Here is a 22,644-nt window from a genome sequence, read left to right as displayed (position 1 = left end):
GCGGTGACCAGGCCCGCGGCCACCGCCGCGGCGCTGCCGCCCGATGATCCGCCGGGGGTGTGCCGGCGCGACCAGGGGTTGCGGGTATGCCCGAAACCGGGCCCGCTGGTGAACGGCCATTGGCCGAGTTCGCAGGTGTTCGTCTTGCCGACGATGACGGCGCCGGCCGCCCTGAGGCGGCGCACCACCTCGGCGTCGTGCGTGGCCGGCGGGACCCACCCCTCGGTCCCGAAGGCGGTGGGCACCCCGGCGACGTCGACGTCGTCTTTCACCGCGATCGGGATCCCCAGCAGCGGGGCGGTGTCCCCGGCGGCGCGTCGCCGGTCGGCCTCCGCCGCGTCGGCCAACGCCGATTCGGTGAGCACCACCCGGAAGGCGTTCAGTGTGGGCTGGCTGGCGTGGATGGCGTGCAGGGAGCGACCCACCAGTGTGGTGGACGTCACCGAGCGGCTGGCCAGCTGATAGAGCAGGTCAGTGAGTGTGGGCAGGCGCCGGTGGCCGGATCCGGAAATGGACCCAGGACCCAACCCAGATGCGCCAATCACGGGGTACGAGACTAACGGCGCGGATACCCGTAATGTCGCGGCGGGGTGCAAAACTATTGTGATGCGGCTATACCGAGACCGAGCTGTTGTGTTGCGCCAGCACAAGCTCGGCGAAGCCGACCGGATCGTCACCTTGCTTACTCGTGATCACGGGCTGGTCCGCGCGGTAGCCAAGGGCGTGCGCCGGACCCGCAGCAAATTCGGTGCGCGGCTGGAGCCGTTCGCGCACATAGACGCGCAACTGCATCCCGGCCGCAACCTCGACATCGTCACCCAGGTCGTCTCCATCGACGCGTTCGCCACCGATATCGTCAGCGACTACGGCCGTTACACCTGCGGCTGCGCCATGCTGGAAACCGCCGAACGCCTCGCCGGTGAGGAGCGCGCGCCCGCCCCGGCCCTGCACGGGCTCACGGTGAGCGCGTTGCGGGCGGTGGCCGACGGCCGGCGGTCCCGGGACCTCCTGCTGGACGCCTACCTGCTGCGCGCGATGGGCATCGCCGGATGGGCGCCGGCGCTGGGTGAGTGCGCCCGTTGCGCCACGCCCGGCCCCCATCGGGCGTTCCACGTCGGCGCCGGCGGCAGCGTCTGCACACACTGCCGCCCGGCCGGTTCGACGACGCCGCCGCCGGGCGTGCTGGACCTGATGTCCGCGCTCCACGACGGCGATTGGGGCTTCGCCGAAAAGACGCCGCAATCGCACCGCAACTACGTCAGCGGTCTGGTGGCCGCGCACCTGCAGTGGCATTTGGAGCGGCAGCTCAAGACGTTGCCGCTCGTGGAACGGACGTACCACGTCGATCGCACCATCGCCGATCAGCGCGCGGCGCTGATCGGGCAGGATATGGACTGTGGCTAAACTCTGGGCCGGCGGCTCGGGTCGAAAGGTCGAGCCCGCCACGGCGTCAGCCGATTTCCCGCAGCTGCCCCCCGCGCCCGACGACTATCCGGTGTTTCCCGACAAGTCGACCTGGCCGGTCGTCTTTCCGGAGCTGCCGCCGTCCCCCGACGGGGGGCCGTGCCGGCCACCACAGCACATCTCCAAGGCCGCCCCGCCCAGAATCGAGGCCGACCGACTGCCCAATCATGTGGCCATCGTGATGGACGGCAACGGCCGCTGGGCCACCCAACAGGGCCTGACCCGCACCGACGGACACAAGGCGGGCGAAGCGGTGGTCATCGACATCGTCTGCGGTGCAATCGAACTCGGCATCAAATGGCTCAGCCTCTACGCCTTCTCCACAGAAAACTGGAAGCGTTCCCCCGAGGAGGTCCGCTTCCTGATGGGGTTCAACCGCGACGTGGTGCGCATGCGTCGGGTGAACCTGAAGACGATCGGGGTCAAGATCCGGTGGGTGGGTTCGCGGCCACGCCTGTGGCGCAGCGTGATCAATGAATTGGCGATCGCGGAAGACATGACGAAGGACAACGACGTCATCACCGTGAACTACTGCGTCAACTACGGTGGCCGCGCCGAAATCGCCGAGGCGACAAAGGAAATCGCGCGCTTGGCCGCCGCCGGCCGGCTGAACCCGGAGCGCATCAGCGAGTCGACGGTGACGCACCACCTACAGCGTCCCGACATTCCCGACGTGGATTTGTTCCTGCGGACCTCGGGGGAGCATCGATCCAGCAATTTCATGTTGTGGCAGGCGGCGTACGCCGAGTACGTCTTTCAGGATAAGCTGTGGCCCGACTACGACCGTCGCGACTTATGGGCGGCGTGTGACGAATACGCTTCTCGCAACCGCAGATTCGGGAGCGCATAGTGCCGTCGCTGCAGGAACGACTGGCTTCGATACTCGGCGACGTCCTTCCCCTTGAGGAGGAGCCCGACGGCGCGGTCACGGTGCGCCACGACGGCACCATCGCCTCGTTGCGCGTGGTGAACATCGCCGAGGGCCTCGATCTGGTGTCGCTGACCCAGATCTTGGCGTGGGATCTGCCGCTGACCAAGAAGGTCAGCGAGCAGGTCGCCGCCCAGGCCCGCGACAGCAATTTCGGCAGCGTGAGCCTGATCGAGAAGCTCAATGAGAAGGCCGTGCAACGTAATTCGGGTAAGGGGGCGTCGAAAACCGCCGACGTAATGCTGCGTTATAACTTTCCTGGCGGCGGCCTGACTGACGAAGCCCTGAGGACGCTGATCTTGTTGGTGCTGGATACCGGCGCCGGGATACGTCGGACGCTGCTGGCGTGATCGGCTATCGGCCGTCGCAATCCGAACAGGTACCGAAAATTTCGATGGTGTGGCTGACGTCGGTGAAGCCATGTTTGGCGGCCACTTCCGCCGCCCACTCCTCGACCTCGTGATCGCCCACCTCGATGGTGGCGCCGCAGCTGCGGCAGACCAGGTGGTGGTGATGGTGCTCGGAACACCTGCGGTAGACCGACTCGCCGGTGTCGGTACGCAGCGTGTCGATCATCCCCGCCGCGGCCATCGACTGCAGCGTCCGGTAAACGGTCGTCAGGCCGATATTCTCGCCGCGGCGGCGCAGCTCGTCATGCAGCTCTTGGGCCGAGCGAAACTCGTCGAGCGTCTCCAGCAACGTGGAGATCGCCGCACGCTGTCGGGTGGAGCGGACGCTGGTTCCGGTCATTGGCGCGGCTCCTCACTGGCGTGCGCGACGGCGTCCACCACGATGTGCGCGAGGTGATGATCGGCGAGCCGGTACAGCACTTCGCGACCGGATCGCTCCCCGGTGACCACCCCGGCCGCCTTGAGAATCTTCAGATGCTGGCTGACCAGCGGCTGGGGCACGCCGAGCGCATCCACCAGCTCGTGCACGCATCGATGGGACTCGCGCAACTGCAACACGATGGCGATTCGCACGGGCGCGGCCAGCGCGCGCAACAACTCACCGGCGGCATCGAGGATGTCCCGCGGCGGTGGGACGGGGTAGGCGGCCAGCCCGGGGTGCCCACCGGCGCCGAGCGCGCCGGGATCGTGGCCGACCACGCCGAGGTCCGCGTCGCCGTCGTCGGCGGCCGGCATCGAGGCAGAAGGTGAGGGGGACGTCATCATGGGAGCGGCATCACCTCGAGAAGTGCCAGGTAGTGGGAAAAGTATCCGCCATTGAATGTCGTTATCGGCTGCCACCCACTGTCACATGCATGATGATGCATGTCAAAGACCGCGGCGTCGATCGCTACCATGACTGATGCTCTGCGCACCGCGGTTGACCGCCGCGCGTGCTCGCCCAAACCCGGAAAGGGAGTGCACCACCCCGTGGCGTCCGTCATCGACACCGTAGTGAACCTGGCCAAACGGCGCGGCTTCGTCTTTCCCTCCGGAGAGATCTACGGCGGCACCCGATCGGCGTGGGACTACGGCCCGCTGGGTGTGGAGTTCAAAGAGAACATCAAACGGCAGTGGTGGCGCTCGGTCGTCAGCGGTCGCGACGACGTCGTGGGCCTGGATTCATCGATCATCTTGCCGCGGCAAGTGTGGGTTGCCTCCGGCCATGTCGAGGTCTTCCATGACCCGCTGGTCGAGTCGTTGATCACCCACAAGCGCTATCGCGCCGACCATCTCATCGAGGCCTACGAAGCCAAACACGGGCATCCGCCGCCCAACGGCCTGGCCGACATCCGCGACCCAGAGACCGGCGAGCCGGGCCAGTGGACCGAGCCGCGCGAGTTCAACATGATGCTCAAGACCTACCTGGGTCCGATCGAGACCGAGGAGGGCCTGCACTACCTGCGCCCGGAGACCGCGCAGGGCATCTTCGTCAACTTTGCCAACGTGGTGACGACTGCCCGCAAGAAGCCGCCTTTCGGTATCGGGCAAATCGGCAAGAGTTTTCGCAACGAGATCACCCCGGGCAACTTCATTTTCCGGACCCGCGAGTTCGAACAAATGGAAATGGAGTTCTTCGTCGAGCCGTCGACCGCGAAGGAATGGCATCAGTACTGGATCGACACCCGGCTGCAATGGTATGTGGAGCTGGGTATCGACCCGGAGAACTTGCGGTTATTTGAACATCCGGCCGACAAGTTGTCGCACTACTCCGATCGCACCGTCGACATCGAGTACAAGTTCGGTTTCGCCGGTAATCCGTGGGGCGAGTTGGAAGGTGTCGCCAACCGCACCGATTTCGACTTGTCGACGCATGCAAAGCATTCCGGCGTCGACCTGTCGTTCTACGACCAGGTCACCGACACCCGGTACACGCCGTATGTCATCGAGCCGGCCGCCGGCCTGACGCGGTCGTTCATGGCGTTCTTGATCGACGCCTACGTGGAGGACGAAGCCCCGAACGCCAAGGGCAAGATGGAGAAACGCACGGTTCTGCGCCTCGACCCGCGCCTGTCTCCGGTCAAGGCTGCGGTGCTTCCGCTGTCCCGCCATGCCGACTTGAGTCCCAAAGCGCGAGACTTGGCCGCCGAGTTACGCAAATTTTGGAATATCGATTTCGACGACGCCGGTGCCATCGGGCGACGTTATCGGCGCCAGGACGAGATTGGCACACCGTTCTGCGTGACGGTGGATTTCGATTCACTCGAGGACAACGCCGTGACGGTGCGCCGGCGCGACGACATGTCCCAGGAACGGGTCGCGATGAATGCCGTCTCGGAGTATCTGGCGGTGCGGCTCAAGGGCTGTTAATCGCCTACTCCTGGGCCCCGTCACGCAGGTTTTCTGTCCCGTTACATGGGGGCACATCCGAATCGTTGCGCCCGGTGTCGATGCGTCATCACTGACGCCGGGTTTTGCGAAATAAGGTTTGCATGAAGTTCGGCCTTTCGCGTGAGGGTGCCTTACGATCCCCACTGGGGTATAAGTAGGTAGCTAAAGGCCTCGGGTGGACGTCGAGCCGTCCGGGGCAGGAGCCGTTGACTCGGTCGGTTGGGGTTGCGATTGATTCCCGCGTTTGTGTTCTTCCCTCCTGAGCTCAACTCGGCCTTGATATTTGGCGGCCCGGGCGCCGGACCCCTGTTCGAGGCAGCATCGGCGTGGGATGGGCTGGCGGTCGATCTGTCGTCCTCGGCGTCGTCTTTTCACACCGTGGTTTCGGATTTGGCCAGTGGCCCCTGGCTGGGGCCGTCGTCGATGTCGATGACCGCGGCCGCGGCGCCCTACGTGGACTGGTTGCTCATTGCTGCGGCACAGGCCGAGGTGGCGGCCTTGCAGGCCCGGATGGCGGCCCTGGCTTTCGAGGGGGCTCTGGTGGCGACGGTGCCGCTGCCGGAGGTGTTGGCGAATCGGACGCGGCTGCTCGTCTTGATCGCGACGAATTTTTTGGGCCTGAACACGGCGGCGATCGCACAGACCGAGCTCGAGTACGTCGAGATGTGGGCGCAGGATGTGGCCGCGATGTTGGGCTATCAGGCCGGTGCTCAATCGATGGCACAGGCATTGCCGAATTTCAGCGCGCCACCCGCGGCCCTGGGAGGTGGCGCACCGTCCGCGGAGGTGGCGGACCTGGCCGGATTGGCGACCGCACCCCTGAGTTTTGCCTCGCAGTTCTTCCAGGGCCTGTCCTCGCTGGGCACCGCGTTCGCCTCCCAGCTGCAGTCGGCGTTTTCTGCACTGTCGCCGGCCGTCTCGTCTTTGACGTCGCTGCTTTCGTCGACGCCGGTGGCCGCATTGACGACCGTCACGCAGGCCGGAACGTACCCGGCAACCGCGTTGATGACGCCCATGGTGACGCTCGCCCAGAGTGCCGGTCCGGCGGCCCCACCCGCGTCGGCGCCGTCGCTGGCACCGGCGTTGGTCGGTGCGTCCAGCGCGCCCCTCGATGCGCCACATAGCGCGGGTAGCGCGTTATCCGGCCTGCAGCCGTTGGCCGGCGGGGGGTTGGGCGCCTTGGGCGTTGCGACGGCGGGGCTAGGTGGTGCGCGGTTCGTGGGGTCGATGTCGGTGCCCGCCGCGTGGGAAGGGTCGATGCCGGCTTACATCGCCACTCCGGCGATGTCGGGTGTGGGCGCTGCAGCGCCGGCCGCGGCGGCAGCAACCGGGTCGGGCAGTGGCGTGCCGATGGCGGCGGTGCCGGTGGACGAGAAGAGCCCTGAGGGCGAGGACCGCGGGACCAGGGCACAGGTGGTGAGATCTCGTCCCAAGGTGGTTCCACGCAATCGGCCGGGATAGTGCGACGATGCTGCTGTTGCAGACGTGCATATTGTGCAAAGCGGCGAATTAATAATTTTGGATATGCGGGCGTGCGCGCCAAACAAGCGTTGTATCGCCACGCGGAATTCATCCGGTGTGTCTAGCAAAACCCCGCCGGCGGTCTACTTGTTCATCGGACGCGCGGGGGCGAGAACCGACTACCGCGACGCGCTGGACAACCTTGTCCCCCCATCGGAGTCAGCCCTCGATGACACCCCTAAAATCTTGTGCGTCAACGACTCTGGAATCAGCACGCCATCGCACGAAGCTTCGAACCAGTGTCAAACACCCGGCCTCGTGCATGCGGGTGGCGGCGCTGGGCGGCTGTCGTCGCGGAGCCGGCGATGGGATCGCGCGCCGTTGAGCATGTGCTCGACAAAAGCAAATTCGGCGATTCCCGCATATTTTCTTCAGTTTGTCTTACGATGTGAACCGGTGAGTGTGAATTCTATTCGCCACAGCGCCCGAACACTCTAATCGGCTGTGGAAGGGGGCAGGGGTGCTTTTGCCTCTCGGTTCGCCGTTGCCGGATGACACGGTGTCGGCAGTTCGAGGTGAGTCCGGCATGCTCGGTGGCCTGTCGGTTCCACTCAAGTGGGGCGTGGTCGTCCCACCAGATGACTATGACCATTGGGCGCCGAAGCCGGAAGTCAGCGCCGAAGCTCCCGACGAGATGGCCGACGAACCCCGCCCGACAACGGTTGCAGATGGTGCGCGGAGCGGGTGGGAAGGTGACACCGTGCCGCGAACCAAGGGCGTGATACCGCATTCCCCGGCAGCTGGTTGAGACCGGAGGAAGCCCAAATCCCTTGCGATCGCCGGCGTGAGGCGCTACTCAGAATCGGCCGCCGCCACCCATGAAACCGCCGCCGGACGAACTCGCGCTGCCGCCGAACGAGGTCGGGCTCCAGCCGCCGAATCCGCCCCGCATGCCTCCGCCGAGGACGTTGCCGATGATGATCCCGCCGAGCATCGCACCCATGTCGCTGCCGCCGCGGCCCATGTACGCCCGCTGCGCCATTTGCACGTCGTCGTTGGCCAGGGACTGCGCCGTGGCGGCCAGCGTCGACGCCGCATGGGCGTGGGCGATCGCCTCGTTCGGCAGCCTCGATCGCTTGTCCTGCGCGGCTTGGAGATGCCGTTTGGCTTCGGCGAGCCGGGTGCGGGCTTCGGGACCGATGCTGCCCCGACGCGTGTCGACGTAGTCCGACACCGCACGTACCCGCGACTGCGCGGTGAACAACGCCTGCTCCAATGACCGATCCAGCTGTTCGGCGGCGGCCTGCTCCTGGGCCAGCGTGGCCAGTAGCCCGTTGAGGCCGGCGTCGACCTTGGTCAGCTGTCCGAACTCGCCCAGCGGATCGTCGGAAGCACCGGCTCGTGCGCTTTCGACGGCCCTGATGGCCGCGTCGCGCGCCGCGACCAGATCACTGGTGTGCGCGGTTTTGACGGTCGATGTCTTCTGCAGCAGTTCGTGTGCGCGCGTGATGTTGTTCTGGATATCGGTCATCGCCGACGGCAGCCGGTCGATGGCGTGCTGAATGTCCCCGGCCGCGTGGTCGACCGCGTCGAGCAACGCGCGCGCTTGGCCCAGCGCTGACTCGGCGGCCCGGACGGCATCGACCAGACCGGCTTGCTGTCCACTGACGGCTTGGGCGGCAAGCTCACGGGCAGTGCCGATGTTGCGGTCGGCGAACGCCAACCGCTCCTTGGCCGCCGTGACATTGCCGGACACCGAAGTCAACGCGGCAGCACTGAAGTCCTTGTGCAGTGCGGCAAGTCGTAGTTCGGCAGGCGCGATGCGGCTGGTGAGTTCCACGTACTGCTGTGTCAGTGAGTCCAGGCGGGTGGGGGCGTTGATCACCAAATCGCGCAACGTCTCGAATGCCTCGGTTTGTGAATCCAATTCGCGGTCGGCGCGTGCCGCCGAGACGATCACCCGGGTGAGCAGTTCGCGGCGCTGCGCCGGTGTCTCGGGCATCGCGTCGTCAAGTTGCTGCCGGATCGTAAATGCTTGAGATAGAGCAGCTTTGGCGTTCGTCACCGCCTGCGTGAATGGCTGGGTGCGGTCTTCGCCGAATTCGGCGACCGCCAGGTCCAATTCATTGGCGCTGGTGCGTATCGCATTGTCGACGTCCACTACCAGTGCCCGGGAGAGGTCGTCGAGTGCCTGCGGCGGCACGTCGGCCAGCGCATTGGCGTCGGTGGGATCGACTCGCCGTGCCGCGGCCAACGCCGCGGCACGGCGGCGCCCGCCGCGATAACGCATGACCAGCAACAGGACTGCCAACGCGACGAGAATGCCCGCCAATACGGCCAGCAGTGCCACTCGGCCCGACGAGCCCGGCGAGGTGTCCAGCCCGTCGGCCGCCGCCACCGCGGCACCGCTCCAGTCGCCGTTGTGCAGGGCGGGCTCGATCCTGTTGCGCCGCAACTTGTCGACCTGATTTGCGTTGATGCTCTTGATCGTGGACGGCACCAGGAAGGCATACTCACGACTGATGGTGCCGACGGCCAGCAGCGCGTCGTAGTCGCCCAGGTCGCTGCTGCTCACGGTGCGTTGTGCCCATCCGGCCGGCGGCTGCCCGGAGAAGTCGTCGACGTAGACCACCCACAGCCGGATGTGGCGGTCGGTGTACAGCTTGCTCAGGGCGGCATTGACCGCGCTGCGCCCGGAATCTGACAGCGCTCCCGCGTTGTCAGTGATGTAGTCGGCCAACCGGAATGGTGGTTGCGCGCCGGCGGGCGGCGCCAGCAGCAACCCGCCGCTGAAGCCGACCGTGAGGATCGTCGCGATCACGGCGATCAGGCGAGCGGTGCGCATAGGGCCAATCTAGCCCCGCGACGATGCAGGCCAGTAGGCCTGATGAGGAGGGGGCGGTTAGGCACAGCCCCGCCGCGACACACGCCAGTAGGCCTTACTCGAGCCGGACTTCGGCAGGCGATCCCTGGCAGACTGTGCGTCGGTGACCGGGAATCAGCACGACCCATACGACGACTTCGACCGTCAGCGGCGGGTGGCCGAAGCGCCGAAGACTGCGGGTCTGCCGGGTACCGAGGGTCAGCACCGCACCGACTTCGCCCGCGATCGGGCGCGGGTTCTGCACAGCGCCGCGTTGCGCCGATTGGCCGACAAGACTCAGGTGGTCGGGCCCCGAGAAGGTGACACACCGCGCACCCGGCTGACGCACTCGCTCGAGGTTGCCCAGATCGGGCGGGGGATGGCGATCGGGCTGGGCTGCGACCTCGACCTGGTCGAGCTGGCGGGACTGGCCCACGACATAGGCCACCCGCCCTACGGCCACAACGGTGAGAGCGCGCTCGATGAGGTCGCAACGAATTACGGCGGCTTCGAGGGCAATGCCCAGAACTTTCGAATCCTGACCAGCCTTGAGCCCAAAGTCCTTGATGCGCAAGGCAATAGCGCGGGGCTGAATTTGACGCGCGCGTCGCTGGACGCGGTCACCAAGTATCCGTGGCCCCGCGGAGAGGGGCGACTCAAGTTCGGGTTTTACGGCGACGACCGCGAGCCGGCCGCCTGGGTTCGGGCGGGTGCTCCCGAGGGCCGGATGTGCCTGGAAGCACAGGTCATGGACTGGGCCGACGATGTGGCGTATTCGGTGCACGACGTCGAGGACGGCGTGGTGTCTCAACGCATCGATCTGCGGGTGCTCGCCGACGATGACGAGGCCGCCGCTTTGGCCGAGCTGGGCGAGACCGAATTTTCCCGGGTGCGTGCCGACGACTTCATGGCGGCCGCGCAACGGCTCTCCGCACTACCGGTGGTCGCGGCCGTCGGCAAGTACGACGCCACGCTCGCGGCTTCGGTCGCGCTGAAGCGGTTGACCAGTGAGTTGGTCGGCCGGTTCGCCTCGGCCGCCATTGCCACCACCCGCGCGGCGGCCGGTCCCGGACCGCTGGTGCGCTATCGGGCCGAATTGCAGGTTCCCGACCTGGTGCGTGCCGAGGTCGCGTTGCTGAAGATCCTGGCGTTGCAATTCATCATGTCCGATCCGCGGCATCAGGAAACCCAAGCCGGACAGCGTGAACGCATCCACCGGGTGGCGCACTGGCTGTATGCCGGGGCGCCTCGAACGCTCGATCCGGTCTTTGCTGCGGCATTCAACACCGCTGCCGACGACGGCGACCGGTGGCGGGTAATCGTCGATCAGATCGCGTCGTACACCGAGGGCCGGCTCGAACGGGTCGACGTCCGCCAGGCCGGGCCGTAGCCGTCGGTGGGCATCAAGTCGTCCGGTCCGGGAATCGGCGGGGCCGCCGCGAGTTAGGCTCCCCGACATGAGGAAATTCAGCGGCTCGCCCTTTGTGGCCTCCTTCTTGATGGGACTTCCCGTCGTCGCCATGACAGCCTGCAGTTCGCCGCAGCATGCGAGCACCCAGCCGGGCACCACCCCCCCGGTGAAGAGTGCCGCTCCGACGTCGTCCGGTGAGACGACGACCCCGGCACCCGCCGGCAACTCGCTCACCGCAGAACTGAAGACGCCCGATGGCCGCTCGGCGGCCACCGCGACCTTCGATTTCACCGGAGGCTATGTGACCGTCACCGTGAAGTCGGCCGCGCCCGGCATCCTGACGCCCGGAATCCACGGCCTGCACGTGCACGAGATCGGCAAGTGCGAGCCGAACTCGGTGGCTCCCACCGGCGGTGCACCCGGAAACTTCTTGTCCGCCGGCGGTCACTACCAGGCCCCCGGCCACACCGGTAAGCCGGAAAGCGGCGATCTGGCGTCGCTCGAAGTTCGTCAGGATGGCTCGGCGTACCTGGTCACCACCACCGATTCGTTCAACCGGGACGATCTGCTGGCGGGCAACAAGACCGCGCTGATGCTGCACGGCGCCCAGGACAGCGAGAACGCGATGGATCGGGTCGCCTGCGGTGTCATCGGTAGCGGCTAGCTTTCGCCGTCGCGCCTTACACTGAGCCGATGTCAAGCCCGGCAGGTTCACGCGCGGAGGGCGATGGCCGTGCCCGGGGTCGCGGCCGGATTCCCGACCGCGATATCGCGGCCATCCGCGAACGGGTGCGCATCGATGAAGTCATCGGCGATTACGTCCAATTGCGGCGTGCCGGCGCCGATTCGCTCAAAGGCCTGTGTCCGTTCCACGACGAGAAGTCGCCGTCGTTTCACGTCCGCCCCAACCACGGCCACTTTCACTGCTTCGGCTGTGGCGAGGGCGGCGACGTGTACGCGTTCATCCAGAAGATCGAACACGTCAGCTTCGTCGAGGCCGTCGAACTGCTCGCCGACCGGATCGGCCACACCATCAATTACTCCGGTCCGGCCACCAGCGTCCAGCGCGACCGCGGTAGTCGCAGCCGGCTCGTCGCGGCCAACGCGGCGGCGGCGGAGTTCTATGCGGCGGCGCTGGAATCCGACGAGGCCGCACCGGCCCGGCAGTACCTGACCGAGCGGAACTTCGACGCCGACACGGCACGTCACTTCGGTTGCGGCTTTGCGCCGTCGGGCTGGGATTCGCTGACGAAGCATCTGGTGCGCAAGGGTTTTGAGTTCAAAGAACTGGAAGCGGCCGGCCTGTCGAGGCAGGGGCGCCGCGGACCGATGGACCGCTTCCACCGCCGGTTGTTGTGGCCCATCCGGAGTTCGGCCGGCGAGGTGATCGGTTTCGGTGCCCGGCGGTTGTTCGACGACGATCCGATGGAAGCCAAGTACATCAACACACCGGAGACCCTGCTGTACAAGAAGTCGAACGTGATGTTCGGCATTGACTTGGCCAAACGCGACATCGCCAGGGGACACCAGGCCGTCGTCGTCGAGGGCTACACCGACGTGATGGCGATGCATCTGAGCGGGGTCAGCACCGCGGTCGCCTCATGCGGCACGGCGTTCGGTGACGAGCACCTGTCGATGCTGCGCCGACTGATGATGGACGACAGCTTCTTTCGCGGCGAACTGATCTATGTTTTCGACGGCGACGCGGCCGGGCGGGCCGCCGCGCTCAAGGCGTTCGGCGGCGAGCAGAACCTGGCGGGGCAGTCGTTTGTGGCCGTCGCGCCGGACGGCATGGATCCCTGCGATCTGCGGCTGAAATCCGGCGACGGCGCGCTGCGCGATCTGGTGGCGCGGCGAACGCCGCTGTTCGAATTCGCGATTCGTTCGGCGCTCGCCGAGATGGATCTGGACAGCGCCGAGGGCAGGGTTGCCGCGCTGCGCCGCTGCGTGCCGATGGTGAGCCAGATCAAGGACCCCACGCTGCGCGACGAGTACGCCCGTCAGCTCGCGGGATGGGTCGGCTGGGACGACGTCGCCCAGGTCATCGACCGGGTGCGCAGGCAAGCCAAGACCACCAACACCCAGGCCCGCGGCGGTTCTGCGCCCAAGGCATCCCGCCGCCCAGCCGAGCCGGCGCCGGCCGCGGCCCAGGCCGCCGCCAGCCGTCCGGACCCACGTGACCCCACCTTGTGGCCACAACGGGAGGCACTCAAGGCGGCCCTGCAATACCCGGCATTCGCGGGACCTGTGTTCGACACGCTGACCGTCGAAAGCTTCACCCATCCCGGGTACGCGGCCATCTGCGCGGCCATCGAGACCGCGGGCGGTACGTCGAGCGGGGTAACGGGCGCGCAGTGGATCGAGGCGGTGCGTGAGCAGGCCTCCTCGCCCCTGACGGCCGGCCTGGCCAGCGAGCTGGGCGTGGAGGCCATCCAGGTCGACGAGGAGAAGCTGCCGCGCTACATCGGCGGTGTGCTGGCCCGGCTGCAAGAGGTGTGGATGGGCCGGCAGATCGCCGAAGTGAAGTCGAAGCTGCAGCGCATGTCGCCGATCGACCAGGGCGACGAGTACCACGCCCTGTTCGGCGACCTGGTGGCGATGGAGTCCTACCGGCGCAGTCTGTTGGAGCAGGCTAGCGGCGGCGATTAGACGGCGCCAGCGCGTCGTCGGCCGAGCCCTCGATGTCGCGTTCCATGATGGCCGTCTGGTCGTCGATCTTCGTCAGCGTGACAAAACCGGCGTCGGGGGAGATTCGATTGGCGACCTTGCGGCGTCCCCCTTCTATCATCGACTTGGCCACCGGACTGCTGGTCAGCGCGCGATAAGTGCCGACGAGCTGCTCGTACCGGCGACGCCCGGCCTTCGAGCCCAGCACGTAACCCAGTCCAAGCACCACGACATACCGGATCAAGACGTTCCTCCCGACGATCGATGGCTCCATCCTGCCTCACCGGCCGGCGACCCGCTGCGCCGCGCTTGCGGTCGGGGCGGTCCACGCTAGTTGGGTGCGGTCGTGCCAGTACGCTAGAGTCGTCGCGCGATCGGGTTAGTCCCCTGTAGCTCAATTGGCAGAGCATTCGGCTGTTAACCGAAGGGTTCCTGGTTCGAGTCCAGGCGGGGGAGCAAAATTCCCTACGGCTCCGCGGTCTCTCACTGGCCGATCGCGACGGCGGCCGGTTGTCCCGTCCGCCCGGGCGCGGGCAACAAGCCCAGATGCTCGCGCAACGTGTGGCCGTGGTATTCGGTACGGAAGCTACCGCGCTCCTGCAGCAGCGGGACCACCTTGTCGACGAACTCGTCGAGGCCATGCGGCGTCAGGTGCGGCACCAGGATGAAGCCGTCGCAGGCATCCGACTGCACATAGCGATCGATCTCTTCGGCCACCTGCCCCGGAGTACCGACGAACTGCTGGCGGCTGGTCACTTCGATGATCAGCTCGCGGATCGACAGGCTTTCGGCTTCCGCCCGCGCGCGCCAGCTTTCGGCGACCGTCTTCGGGTCGCCGTGCCGGACCCGCCCTCGGGTGATGTTCGGGTTCTCGACGGGATCGATGACGGGCAGGGGCCCGTCGGGGTCGTAGGCCGAAAGGTCCACGCCCCACACCTGTTCGAGGAACGCGATCGCGGTCGGGCCGCTGACCTGCTGCTCGCGGATACAACGGGCGTTGTCCTGCGCCTCGGCGGGGGTGTCACCCAGCGCGAACGTCGCGCCGGGCAGCACCTTGAGCTGGTCGGGGTCGCGCCCGCAGGCCGCGGCGCGGCTCTTCACGTCGGCGTAGTAGCGCTGGCCCGCTTCGAGCGACCCGTGCAACGTGAACAGGGCATCGGCGTGCTTGGCGCCGAAGTCGCGACCGTCAGCGGAGTCACCGGCCTGCAGCAGCACCGGGTGGCCTTGCGGCCCGGCGGGCAGCGAGGCGACGCCGCGGACGCTGAATTGCGGCCCGTCGTGTTCGATGCTGCCGATGCCGGCCGGATCGGCATAGACTCCGGCGTCGACGTCGGCGACCACGGCCGCAGGTGTCCAGCTGTCCCAGAACCGCCGGGCCACGGTGATGAATTCTTCCGCCCTCTGGTAGCGGTCGGCATGGGCGAGAAATCCGCCGCGGCGGAAGTTCTCCCCGGTGAACGCATCCGAGGAGGTGACCATGTTCCAGGCCGACCGCCCGTCTGACAGGTGATCCAGCGTCGCGAATTGCCTTGCCACCTCGTAGGGCTCGTTGAACGTGGTGTTGATGGTGCCGGCGAGTCCAAGGTTTTCGGTGACCGCGGCGAGCGCCGCGAGCACCGTGAAGGTGTCGGGCCTGCCGACGACGTCGAGGTCGTGAATCTTGCCGCGATGCTCACGCAGCCGCAGGCCTTCGGCCAAGAAGAAGAAGTCGAACAGTCCCCGTTCGGCTGACTTAGCAAGGTGCACAAAGGATTCGAACGCAATCTGGCTGCCTGCACTCGGATCGGACCACACCGTGGTGTTGTTCACCCCGGGGAAGTGCGCACCCAAATGTATCTGCTTGCGGCGGCCTGCTTCTCGAACGATCATCCGGTCAATCCCCATCGTTTGGCGATCAGTTCATGCGAGCGCAGCCGGTCGACATGCCGATGCGTCACGGAGGTGATCACCAATTCGTCGGCATCGGTGAGCCGGCGCAGCAGCTCGAGCCGGTCGGCGACCTCGTCCGGGTTGCCGACGAATTGTGTTGCGGTGCGGTCGGCTACCTGTGCCTGCTGGTCTTCGGTCAAGGGCTGGCAAAAGTCGGGATCCGGGTAGGGGATGGCGCCCTGGCCGCTGCGGATGGAATACACCCAGCGGCCGTAACCGGATGCGAGGTGGCGTGCGGCCGCGCTGTCCTCGGCGACCACGACGTCGGCCGACACCACGACATACGGCTCGGATAGGCGGGCGGATGGGCGGAACGCTTTGCGGTACGCGGTGATCGCGTCGATCGCGGTGCCGGGGGTGATGTGGTAGCTCGCGACAAACGGAAGTCCACGGGCACCGGCCGCCTCGGCGCTCTGGCCCTTGGTGCTGCCGAAGATCCACGGCGTCAACTGGGCGCGCTCGCCCGGAACGGCATGTAGCTCATGGCCATTGACGGTGTAGCTACCGTCCAGCATCGCTTCGATGTCGGCCAGCTGTTCGGCGAAGTCCGGGGCCAGCGCGCACGGTTGGGCGAGGACCGACGCCTGAGCCCGGATCCGGTCGCTCTTCATCAGCGGCGTCTGATCGAAGGGCGTTGGGATGACAACGCCGGCAACCTCGCGCCAGGGCGTGGGCGCACGTTCGGACACGGCCGGAGACGACGTGGCCGCCTCTTGGCGCCGCTGCCCGGACCGGCCCAGCCCCATGTCGATGCGGCCCGGATAGAGCGCGTCGAGGATGCCGAAGCTTTCCACCACGGCAAGCGCCGTCGTGTGGCCGACCTGCACCGCCGCCGACCCGACGTGGATTCGTTCTGTGGCCGCGGCGATTTGGCCGATCAGCGTCACCGGTGACGAGCTGGCCACCGCGACAAAGTGGTGCTCGGCGAGCCAGTAGCGCCGGTAGCCCCAGCGCTCGGCGTGCTGGGCCAGGTCGATGGTGTTGCGCAGCGCCGTCGCGGCGTCGCTGCCGGCGCTGATTGGCGCGAGGTCGAGGATCGACAGGGGAGTGACGGTCATGACGGCACTGTCGCGTAGCCGTTCGGTGCCGGCGCCAGACCCAGGCGTTCGCGCAGTGTCTCGCCGTCGGGGTAGCCGGTGCGGAATCGGCCGGCGTGCTGCAGTCGCGGCACGAGGTCGTCGACGATGGCGGGCAGGTCGATGGCGTTGATCGCGGGCCGCAGCCGCACCCCGTCGACCCCGGTGTCCTGCCAGGCGAGCACAAGCTCTGCAAGATCGCTGGTGTCGCCGATGAATACGTGCGCGTCGGACGCAAGGGCCACCGCCGGCGCCAACGGATCGTCGCCTAGCGACACGACAAGGTCCGCGTAGACCAGGATCTTCCGGCCCGCGGCGCGCTGCGCGTGGCTGACCTCGGCCAGGATCGCACGCAGCGAGCCCTCGTCGTGAGGGGTCACGAAAACCAGGTCGGCGTTGGCGGCGGCGAATTCGTAGACCCGCGCGTCGTGTGCCAGCGCCGTTACCACCGGCTGGCCCTGGGGTGGCCGCGGGGTGATCGAGGGCCCCTTGACCGAGAAGTACTTTCCGGCGAAGTCGATGTAATGCAGCTTGTCGCGGTCGATGTAGCGACCGGTCGTGACATTGCGGATGACGGCGTCGTCCTCCCAGCTGTCCCAGAGGCGGCGCACCACCTCGACGGCGTCGGCCGCTTCGTCGAACAGTTCGTCGCCGTCGGGGGCGGACCGCCGGCCGAACAGCGCCGCTTCGTGCGCCGTCGGGCTCACCCGAATCTGCCAGCCGGCCCGACCGTGCGAGATATGGTCGAGTGTTGCAATCGATTTCGAGACGTGGAACGGCTCGGTATGTGTGACCGTCGCAACGGGAATCAAGCCGATGTGTCGGGTGGCCGGCGCGATCCGGGCGGCCACCAGCGTGGCATCGGCGCGTCCCGCCAGGCGCCGCGGGGATATTTCGGCCCGGCGCCCAGGCTGCAGGCCCAGGCTGTCGTCAATGGTGACGAAATCCAGCAGCCCACGCTCGGCGGTGCCGCCCAGCGCGGCCCAATAGCGGCCGCTGAGTTGGCCGCCACCGGTCGCGTTGTGCGCGAACGCGTATCGCCAAGCCTGGGGATGCCAACCGTAGCCGTCCAGCCCCACCGCCAGATGCAGGTCGGTCATGAGCGGTCCTCGGGAGTGGCGCGGTCACGCATCGTGGTCATAACTCACTGTGCAACGCTGCGGGTGGCAGTGCATTCCAAGCCCGAGTTATGTTCAGCGTGAGTAATAGTTCGCCGAGCTCAGGCTTGCGCAACGCGGCGATGAGGGTTCGGTGCAGCGTGGCCAATACCGGCGATCAGAGTGTGTTCAGCTGAGCTGCACAACCTTTCACATCTGCGCTCAGATAGAGAAATCCTCGCCGTGCCAGACACCGGCTTCGGGCGGCCTGATGACGTGATTGATTTGGGACCCGTCTGCCTGGGCTTCGAGTCTGGTCACACGCGTCAGCAGCGACTGCAGGCTGACGCCGACGAGGTCGGGCATCATCGAGTCGTCCGGACTGCCGGGACGGCTGCGGCTGATGACCTGCCCCGGCACCCCGATGACCACCGAGCTCGACGGAACCTCCTTGACCACCACGGCGTTGGCGCCGATGCGGCTGTCGTCGCCGACTTTGATCGCGCCCAGGATCTTCGCCCCGGCGCCGATGGTCACGCGATCACCGATGGTGGGATGTCGTTTCCCGGCGTCTCTGCCGCTGCCCCCGAGGGTGACGCCGTGGTAAATGGTCACGTCCTCGCCCACCTCGGCGGTCTCACCGATCACCACTCCGGTCGCGTGGTCGATGAAAAGACCGGGACCCAAGACGGCACCGGGATGGATTTCGACGCCGGTCAGAATCCGGGTGATCTCGGCGGTGATACGCGCCACCAGCCTTGCGCCGCGGTTCCACAGCCAGTGGTTGATGCGGTGGCACCAGATGGCGTGCACGCCCGGGTAGGCAAAGATCACCTGCGGCGTGGTCGGAAGGGCCGGATCCCGCTCCCTGGCTGCACGTATGTCGCGATGTATGGCTTCGAGCATGGCTAATCCGCCAGATCGGCGAACAACGGCGTGCTGAGGTACCGCTCGCCGAAGTCGGGTAGCACCACCACGACGAGCTTTCCGGCGTTCTCGGGCCGGCGGGCCACCTGCAGCGCGGCGACCACCGCCGCCCCCGAAGAGATACCGACCAACAGTCCCTCTTCGGAGGCCAGCCGCCGGGCCAGGGTCATGGACTCCTCGTTGCCGACGGCGATCACCTCGTCGACCAGATCCATCGCGAGCACGGGCGGGACGAACCCGGCGCCGAGGCCCTGGATTGGGTGCGGCCCTTTCTGCCCGCCGGACAAGACCGGCGAACCGGCCGGCTCCACGGCGATGAATCGTGCTGAGGGCTTGCGTTCCTTGATCACCTGGGCCACACCGGTGATGGTGCCGCCGGTGCCCACCCCGGCGACGAAGATATCGACTTTGCCGTCGGTGTCGCGCCACACTTCCTCCGCGGTGGTGGCGCGGTGGATCGCGGGGTTGGCCATATTCTCGAATTGCTGTGGCACGAAATACCGTTGGTCGCTTTTGGCCAGTTCCTCGGCCTTGGCGATAGCGCCCGGCATGCCCTCGGAACCCGGCGTCAAAAAGATCTCGGCGCCTAAGGCGCGCAACAACATTCGTCGCTCGACGCTCATGGTCTCCGGCATGGTCAGCACGCAGCGGTAGCCGCGGGCGGCGGCCACCAGCGCCAGGGCGATGCCGGTGTTGCCGCTCGTCGGCTCGAGAATGATCGTGTCCGGTTTGATCAGGCCCGCCTGCTCGGCCGCGTCGATCATCGCGACCCCGATGCGGTCCTTGACGCTGTTGCCTGGGTTGAAGAATTCCAGCTTGGCGACGACGTCGGCGACCGCACCTTCGGTGACCCGGTTCAGCCGGACCAGCGGGGTGTTACCGATCAATTCCGTGACGTTCTCCGCGATGCTCATCTACCTATTGTCTCCAACGACGTAGGACCAGGCCTCGGCCTGCCAGCTAATATCGAACTCTATGTTCATCTCGGTGGGGTGGCTAGCGCCACCGGGGTAAAGCGTTGCGAGGCATCATCCAGCGCCACCCCGGTGAGCAAGCGTCTATGCAGATCGCCAACCGTTTTCGCGGTAAGCGTTATTCCCGAAGTGCCGGGCGCCTGGGCGCCGACGGGTTCGGACAATATGGTCATGGGTTGTAGGTCTTCCTGAAGGCTTCCCGCGAGCCCGCGCCTTCATGCCGGGCATACTCGGCGATACCGGCCCTGACATGGGCGAGCGCGGATTTCGACAGCGTCAGAGGGCTGGAGGAAATCAGCAACAACAGCAACAACAGCAACAACAGGCCACGGCAAGGCAGCGCGACGGGACAAGGCGCAGCTGTACGGGGTGTTGCATGTCCTCACTATAGGGCATCGGACGTGGTCGGCTATTTGGCTCAGCCCGGCTTTAGAGCGTCCAGCCAGGACTTATTCTCGGCTCCCCACGTCCAGCGGACCCGGTGCAGTCGGCACCGCGGGCTCAGCTGATCGGGCACGTCACGCTGGGGTGGTCGGCATGAACGGGGGCATTGACCACGCCCGCATCCAAGGTGCTCGCCCGGTGCGTGCCGCCGACGAGACAGCCGGCGTGCTATCGCTCGTGCTGGCCGGTCACGAGCCCGTCGAGGTGGACAAGGCGCTCAGCGCCGAAGGTATCGTGATGTGGACCGAAAACCACGCGTCCGGGGCGCTGGGCCGTTAGGTTCCTGCACCCCAACCGAATACGCGTGACGTCAGCAGCACGATGCCGAGCGAGAGGGTGGCGACGACGGTGAGCCCGATGACTGCCACCACCAGCGGACGCCACCCGGTGCGCGCGATCTGACGGATATCGGTGTTGAGCCCCACACCGGCAAAGGTCAGCAGGAACGCCCATTTCGAGACGTTGGCGAGGTTGGCGGTTTGGCCCTTGGTCAGCCAGCCCGCGGTGGCGATCGCCGAGACCACCAGGAAGCCGAGCACGAATTTCGGGAACTTGTTCCAGATGAACGCGGCCTTGGCCTTGGCGCCCCGGGCGATTTCGTCGGCTTGCCCTCGACCCGCCCAAAACAGCGCGAAGCCCAGCACGACGAACCCGATCAAGGCGTTGCGGGTCGACTTCACCAGCACCGCTATCTTGCCGGCATGGTCGGAGTACAGGTACCCGGTGGCGGTGGTCTCGGCGGTGTTGTCCACGGAAAGCCCCGCCCACAAACCGAATTCGTGCTCGCTGAGACCGATCGCATGTCCTAGCGGCGGCAACACGAACAGTGACACCGCGCCCAGCGCCAGGATTGCCGCGATCGCATAGCTGACATCGGAGTTGCGGGCCCGGATCGCGCCCTTGGCCGCCACGATGGCCGACACCCCGCAGATTGACGTACCTATCGCCAACAGCGAGCCGAGCTTGCCCGATAACCCGAACGCGCGGGCCACGATGATGATGATCGTTCCGGCGATCGTCATGTCCACCAAGATCTGCACCAGGCTGATCCCGCCGAGTTTGGCGATATCACCCAGCACGAATCGCGAACCAAGCGCCACGATCCCGGCCTTGAGCCAGAATTCGTAGGTCAGCACGCCGGGGCGAAATATCGGGCGCAGGCCGATGGTGTTGGTGATGATCAACCCAATCACGATCGCCCACAACACGTATTCGATATCGGGCACGGTCCAGTGCTGGTGCTTGGCCAGCGCGTTCCACCAGATCTGGGCGTACTTGCCCAACACCCCGACGCCGATCAGGAGCAGGGCGCCTGGTACGTAGTCGAGCGGACGGTTGCTGGTAAAAGTGGCTTCGGCCGACGTCTCGTCGGGCTGCACTTGGACTGTGCTCACGCCGGTCACCAGGGGACCTTCGGGAGCACGTTGGCCACGGCCAACGCGACGATCACGCCCGCCACCGCGGTCGCCCACCAGTCCATCGACACCGAACCGAGCCGGGCCGCCCAATCCGGCCCCTGCGGAGCGTCGGGGTCCTCTCCGTTGATTGGCACGCCTTCACCCACGATGATCGCTCCTCAAGCGCCTACGGCGGCGTCCCTCGGCCGCACCCGTTGACTCCGAATGGTGGCGTCCGGGGGCACTACATCCAAGTGATTGGCTCGGGCTGAATTTAGCTCTGCCGGTCGATCAGGTTGGCAGGCCGTGCTTCTCGGCGTCAGCGCGATAGCGGTCCACCCATTCGTCGGAGCGCTGGTCGGCCTGGCGCTCCAGCACCGGCTGGGGCGCCAGCTGTGGGTCCATCCCCAGAGCCTCGAGGATGGATCCCACCACCTGAGTCAGGTTGCGCCACAGCACCGGATACGAAATGTCCATGGGCTTGATGCCTTCTTCGGCGAACCAGTTGCGCCAGCCCTCTTCTTGTGCGCGCAGCATGCTGACCACATGGGCGATCGCTCCGGCGTGATAGGTGGCGCGCGCGTCCCGAACCGGGTCGGGCCTGCCTCGCCAGACCCGCGTCTGCACCGCCCGCCAAAACGACACCGCCTGGGAGATCACATCGGGCCGGTAGACGTGAATCAGCAGCGGCTGCTCGCCCACCACATCGGTGATCGCCGCCAGCAGGCCCTCGCCACTGCGATCCGGCAGGTTCTTGGCGCGGTCCAGTAGCAGCGGCGTCTGGTTCCACATCAGCTTGCCGCCCCAGACCCCGTTCGGTGTGCGTCCGACCGTGCGAATGTAGGCACGCCAGATCTCGGGCGGCGCCAGGTCCGGCGTCCCGACGTCCAGCGGATCGAGCAGGCTCAGGATCGACTCGTCCTCGACGCCGGCGAACCACTCGCGCGGCTGCGGGGACTGGCTGGTGGACGGGAGGTACTGGAAAAATTCCTGTGGCTCGCCGGCCACGCCGGTGGCGCGCAGCGATTCGACCAGCAGCGTGCTGCCGCTGCGCTGCGACGCCAGCACCAGATATGACGATGGGCTACTTGTCACCGGCCGAGTGTATCCAGAACCGTCAGTTCTTATCCGGGGTAGCGCGATTACGGTCAGGCTGAAGGAAACCCTTGCGTGCAAACGGATTTACCCGCATGGTGGCTTTTTGGCGACAGCAGTTGGGCGCCGTG

The 22,644-nt window shown here is 66.5% G+C and carries 23 protein-coding genes, 1 tRNA gene and 2 pseudogenes; 11 read left to right on the top strand and 15 right to left on the bottom strand.

Annotation, left to right across the window (positions count from 1 at the left end; all coding sequences use genetic code 11):
• On the bottom strand, window positions 1-545 hold a 545-nt coding region (locus VFW69_RS10750; RefSeq protein ID WP_526500963.1), incomplete at its 3' end, for an amidase family protein.
• Window positions 546-606: 61 nt separating this feature from the next.
• Here VFW69_RS10750 and recO point away from each other — a divergent pair.
• From recO to VFW69_RS10735, 3 genes are read left to right on the top strand one after another with little or no spacing between them, the layout of a single operon-like run.
• Window positions 607-1,404: a DNA repair protein RecO gene (gene recO / locus VFW69_RS10745; RefSeq protein ID WP_526500961.1), complete on the top strand. Its 798-nt coding sequence runs from the start codon at window positions 607-609 to the stop codon at window positions 1,402-1,404.
• The gene (locus tag VFW69_RS10740; RefSeq protein ID WP_526500959.1) at window positions 1,397-2,314 is read left to right on the top strand and encodes a decaprenyl diphosphate synthase; all 918 of its coding nucleotides are present in this window, start codon (window positions 1,397-1,399) and stop codon (window positions 2,312-2,314) included. The genes recO and VFW69_RS10740 overlap by 8 nt, the downstream gene beginning before the upstream one ends.
• The gene (locus tag VFW69_RS10735; protein ID WP_526500957.1) at window positions 2,314-2,742 is read left to right on the top strand and encodes a hypothetical protein; all 429 of its coding nucleotides are present in this window, start codon (window positions 2,314-2,316) and stop codon (window positions 2,740-2,742) included. The genes VFW69_RS10740 and VFW69_RS10735 overlap by 1 nt, the downstream gene beginning before the upstream one ends.
• A gap of 4 nt (window positions 2,743-2,746) precedes the next feature.
• Here VFW69_RS10735 and VFW69_RS10730 read toward each other — a convergent pair whose 3' ends face one another.
• Window positions 2,747-3,142 carry a Fur family transcriptional regulator gene (locus VFW69_RS10730; protein WP_526500955.1) on the bottom strand — a complete coding sequence of 132 codons (396 nt, stop codon included), beginning with the start codon at window positions 3,140-3,142 and terminating at the stop codon, window positions 2,747-2,749.
• A complete protein-coding gene (locus tag VFW69_RS10725; protein WP_526500953.1) occupies window positions 3,139-3,567 on the bottom strand; it encodes an ArsR/SmtB family transcription factor in 429 nt (142 codons plus the stop codon). Before VFW69_RS10725 ends, VFW69_RS10730 begins: the two co-directional genes overlap by 4 nt.
• Before the next feature lie 192 nt (window positions 3,568-3,759).
• On the opposite strand from VFW69_RS10725, the gene VFW69_RS10720 reads away from it, so the two are divergent.
• From VFW69_RS10720 to VFW69_RS10710, 3 genes and pseudogenes are all read left to right on the top strand, one after another.
• Window positions 3,760-5,151 (top strand): glycine--tRNA ligase, encoded by a 1,392-nt coding sequence (locus VFW69_RS10720; protein WP_526500977.1) that lies wholly within the window; start codon window positions 3,760-3,762, stop codon window positions 5,149-5,151.
• A gap of 252 nt (window positions 5,152-5,403) precedes the next feature.
• The gene (locus VFW69_RS10715) at window positions 5,404-6,633 is read left to right on the top strand and encodes a PPE family protein (protein ID WP_526500975.1); all 1,230 of its coding nucleotides are present in this window, start codon (window positions 5,404-5,406) and stop codon (window positions 6,631-6,633) included.
• 520 nt (window positions 6,634-7,153) lie between these two features.
• Window positions 7,154-7,313 (top strand): annotated as a pseudogene (locus VFW69_RS10710) (hypothetical protein); the annotation flags it as partial.
• Between the two features lie 176 nt (window positions 7,314-7,489).
• Here VFW69_RS10710 and VFW69_RS10705 read toward each other — a convergent pair.
• Entirely contained in the window at window positions 7,490-9,478 is a 1,989-nt protein-coding gene (locus VFW69_RS10705) for a TPM domain-containing protein (protein WP_526500951.1), read from the bottom strand.
• A 142-nt stretch (window positions 9,479-9,620) separates the two neighbouring features.
• Between VFW69_RS10705 and VFW69_RS10700 the strand changes: the two genes are divergently transcribed.
• From VFW69_RS10700 to dnaG, 3 genes are all read left to right on the top strand, one after another.
• Window positions 9,621-10,886 (top strand): deoxyguanosinetriphosphate triphosphohydrolase, encoded by a 1,266-nt coding sequence (locus VFW69_RS10700; protein WP_526500949.1) that lies wholly within the window; start codon window positions 9,621-9,623, stop codon window positions 10,884-10,886.
• A gap of 67 nt (window positions 10,887-10,953) precedes the next feature.
• Window positions 10,954-11,571 (top strand): superoxide dismutase[Cu-Zn], encoded by a 618-nt coding sequence (sodC, locus tag VFW69_RS10695; RefSeq protein ID WP_526500947.1) that lies wholly within the window; start codon window positions 10,954-10,956, stop codon window positions 11,569-11,571.
• A 29-nt stretch (window positions 11,572-11,600) separates the two neighbouring features.
• Window positions 11,601-13,556: a DNA primase gene (gene dnaG / locus VFW69_RS10690; RefSeq protein WP_526500945.1), complete on the top strand. Its 1,956-nt coding sequence runs from the start codon at window positions 11,601-11,603 to the stop codon at window positions 13,554-13,556.
• Here dnaG and VFW69_RS10685 read toward each other — a convergent pair.
• Window positions 13,540-13,818, bottom strand: a complete 279-nt coding sequence (locus VFW69_RS10685) for a hypothetical protein (protein WP_526500973.1) — start codon at window positions 13,816-13,818, stop codon at window positions 13,540-13,542. The genes dnaG and VFW69_RS10685 overlap by 17 nt on opposite strands.
• Window positions 13,819-13,957: 139 nt before the next feature.
• Between VFW69_RS10685 and VFW69_RS10680 the strand changes: the two genes are divergently transcribed.
• Window positions 13,958-14,030, top strand: a tRNA-Asn gene (locus tag VFW69_RS10680).
• A 27-nt stretch (window positions 14,031-14,057) separates the two neighbouring features.
• On the opposite strand, the gene VFW69_RS10675 is transcribed toward VFW69_RS10680, so the two are convergent.
• From VFW69_RS10675 to VFW69_RS10645, 7 genes and pseudogenes are all read right to left on the bottom strand, one after another.
• Window positions 14,058-15,443 carry an NtaA/DmoA family FMN-dependent monooxygenase gene (locus tag VFW69_RS10675; RefSeq protein ID WP_526500943.1) on the bottom strand — a complete coding sequence of 462 codons (1,386 nt, stop codon included), beginning with the start codon at window positions 15,441-15,443 and terminating at the stop codon, window positions 14,058-14,060.
• The gene (locus VFW69_RS10670) at window positions 15,440-16,561 is read right to left on the bottom strand and encodes an LLM class flavin-dependent oxidoreductase (protein ID WP_526500941.1); all 1,122 of its coding nucleotides are present in this window, start codon (window positions 16,559-16,561) and stop codon (window positions 15,440-15,442) included. Before VFW69_RS10670 ends, VFW69_RS10675 begins: the two co-directional genes overlap by 4 nt.
• Complete coding sequence (locus VFW69_RS10665; protein WP_526500939.1) at window positions 16,558-17,679, bottom strand: LLM class flavin-dependent oxidoreductase; 1,122 nt, start codon at window positions 17,677-17,679, stop codon at window positions 16,558-16,560. The genes VFW69_RS10670 and VFW69_RS10665 overlap by 4 nt, the downstream gene beginning before the upstream one ends.
• A 219-nt stretch (window positions 17,680-17,898) precedes the next feature.
• Window positions 17,899-18,582, bottom strand: coding sequence for a serine O-acetyltransferase (gene cysE / locus VFW69_RS10660; protein ID WP_526500937.1), 684 nt, complete (start codon window positions 18,580-18,582; stop codon window positions 17,899-17,901).
• A 2-nt stretch (window positions 18,583-18,584) separates the two neighbouring features.
• Window positions 18,585-19,517: a cysteine synthase A gene (gene cysK / locus VFW69_RS10655; protein WP_526500935.1), complete on the bottom strand. Its 933-nt coding sequence runs from the start codon at window positions 19,515-19,517 to the stop codon at window positions 18,585-18,587.
• A pseudogene (locus VFW69_RS10650) lies at window positions 19,518-19,720 on the bottom strand (TQXA domain-containing protein); the annotation flags it as partial.
• A 26-nt stretch (window positions 19,721-19,746) separates the two neighbouring features.
• Window positions 19,747-19,899 (bottom strand): hypothetical protein, encoded by a 153-nt coding sequence (locus VFW69_RS10645; RefSeq protein WP_526500933.1) that lies wholly within the window; start codon window positions 19,897-19,899, stop codon window positions 19,747-19,749.
• 215 nt (window positions 19,900-20,114) lie between these two features.
• On the opposite strand from VFW69_RS10645, the gene VFW69_RS10640 reads away from it, so the two are divergent.
• Complete coding sequence (locus VFW69_RS10640) at window positions 20,115-20,300, top strand: hypothetical protein (RefSeq protein ID WP_526500931.1); 186 nt, start codon at window positions 20,115-20,117, stop codon at window positions 20,298-20,300.
• Here VFW69_RS10640 and VFW69_RS10635 read toward each other — a convergent pair.
• The 3 genes from VFW69_RS10635 to stf0 form a co-directional block, all read right to left on the bottom strand.
• Window positions 20,297-21,427, bottom strand: a complete 1,131-nt coding sequence (locus VFW69_RS10635; protein WP_526500971.1) for a YeiH family protein — start codon at window positions 21,425-21,427, stop codon at window positions 20,297-20,299. The two genes, VFW69_RS10640 and VFW69_RS10635, sit on opposite strands and share 4 nt — an antisense overlap.
• Window positions 21,421-21,573 (bottom strand): hypothetical protein, encoded by a 153-nt coding sequence (locus VFW69_RS10630; RefSeq protein WP_526500929.1) that lies wholly within the window; start codon window positions 21,571-21,573, stop codon window positions 21,421-21,423. Before VFW69_RS10630 ends, VFW69_RS10635 begins: the two co-directional genes overlap by 7 nt.
• Before the next feature lie 136 nt (window positions 21,574-21,709).
• Window positions 21,710-22,513, bottom strand: a complete 804-nt coding sequence (gene stf0 / locus VFW69_RS10625) for a trehalose 2-sulfotransferase (protein WP_526500927.1) — start codon at window positions 22,511-22,513, stop codon at window positions 21,710-21,712.
• Window positions 22,514-22,644 lie beyond the last annotated feature (131 nt).

The sequence above is a fragment of the Mycobacterium sp. genome (genome assembly GCF_036273375.1).
Classification (GTDB): Bacteria; Actinomycetota; Actinomycetes; order Mycobacteriales; family Mycobacteriaceae; genus Mycobacterium.
Note: the sequence above shows the minus strand (reverse complement) of the source record. Positions and strands in the feature narration are given on the sequence as shown.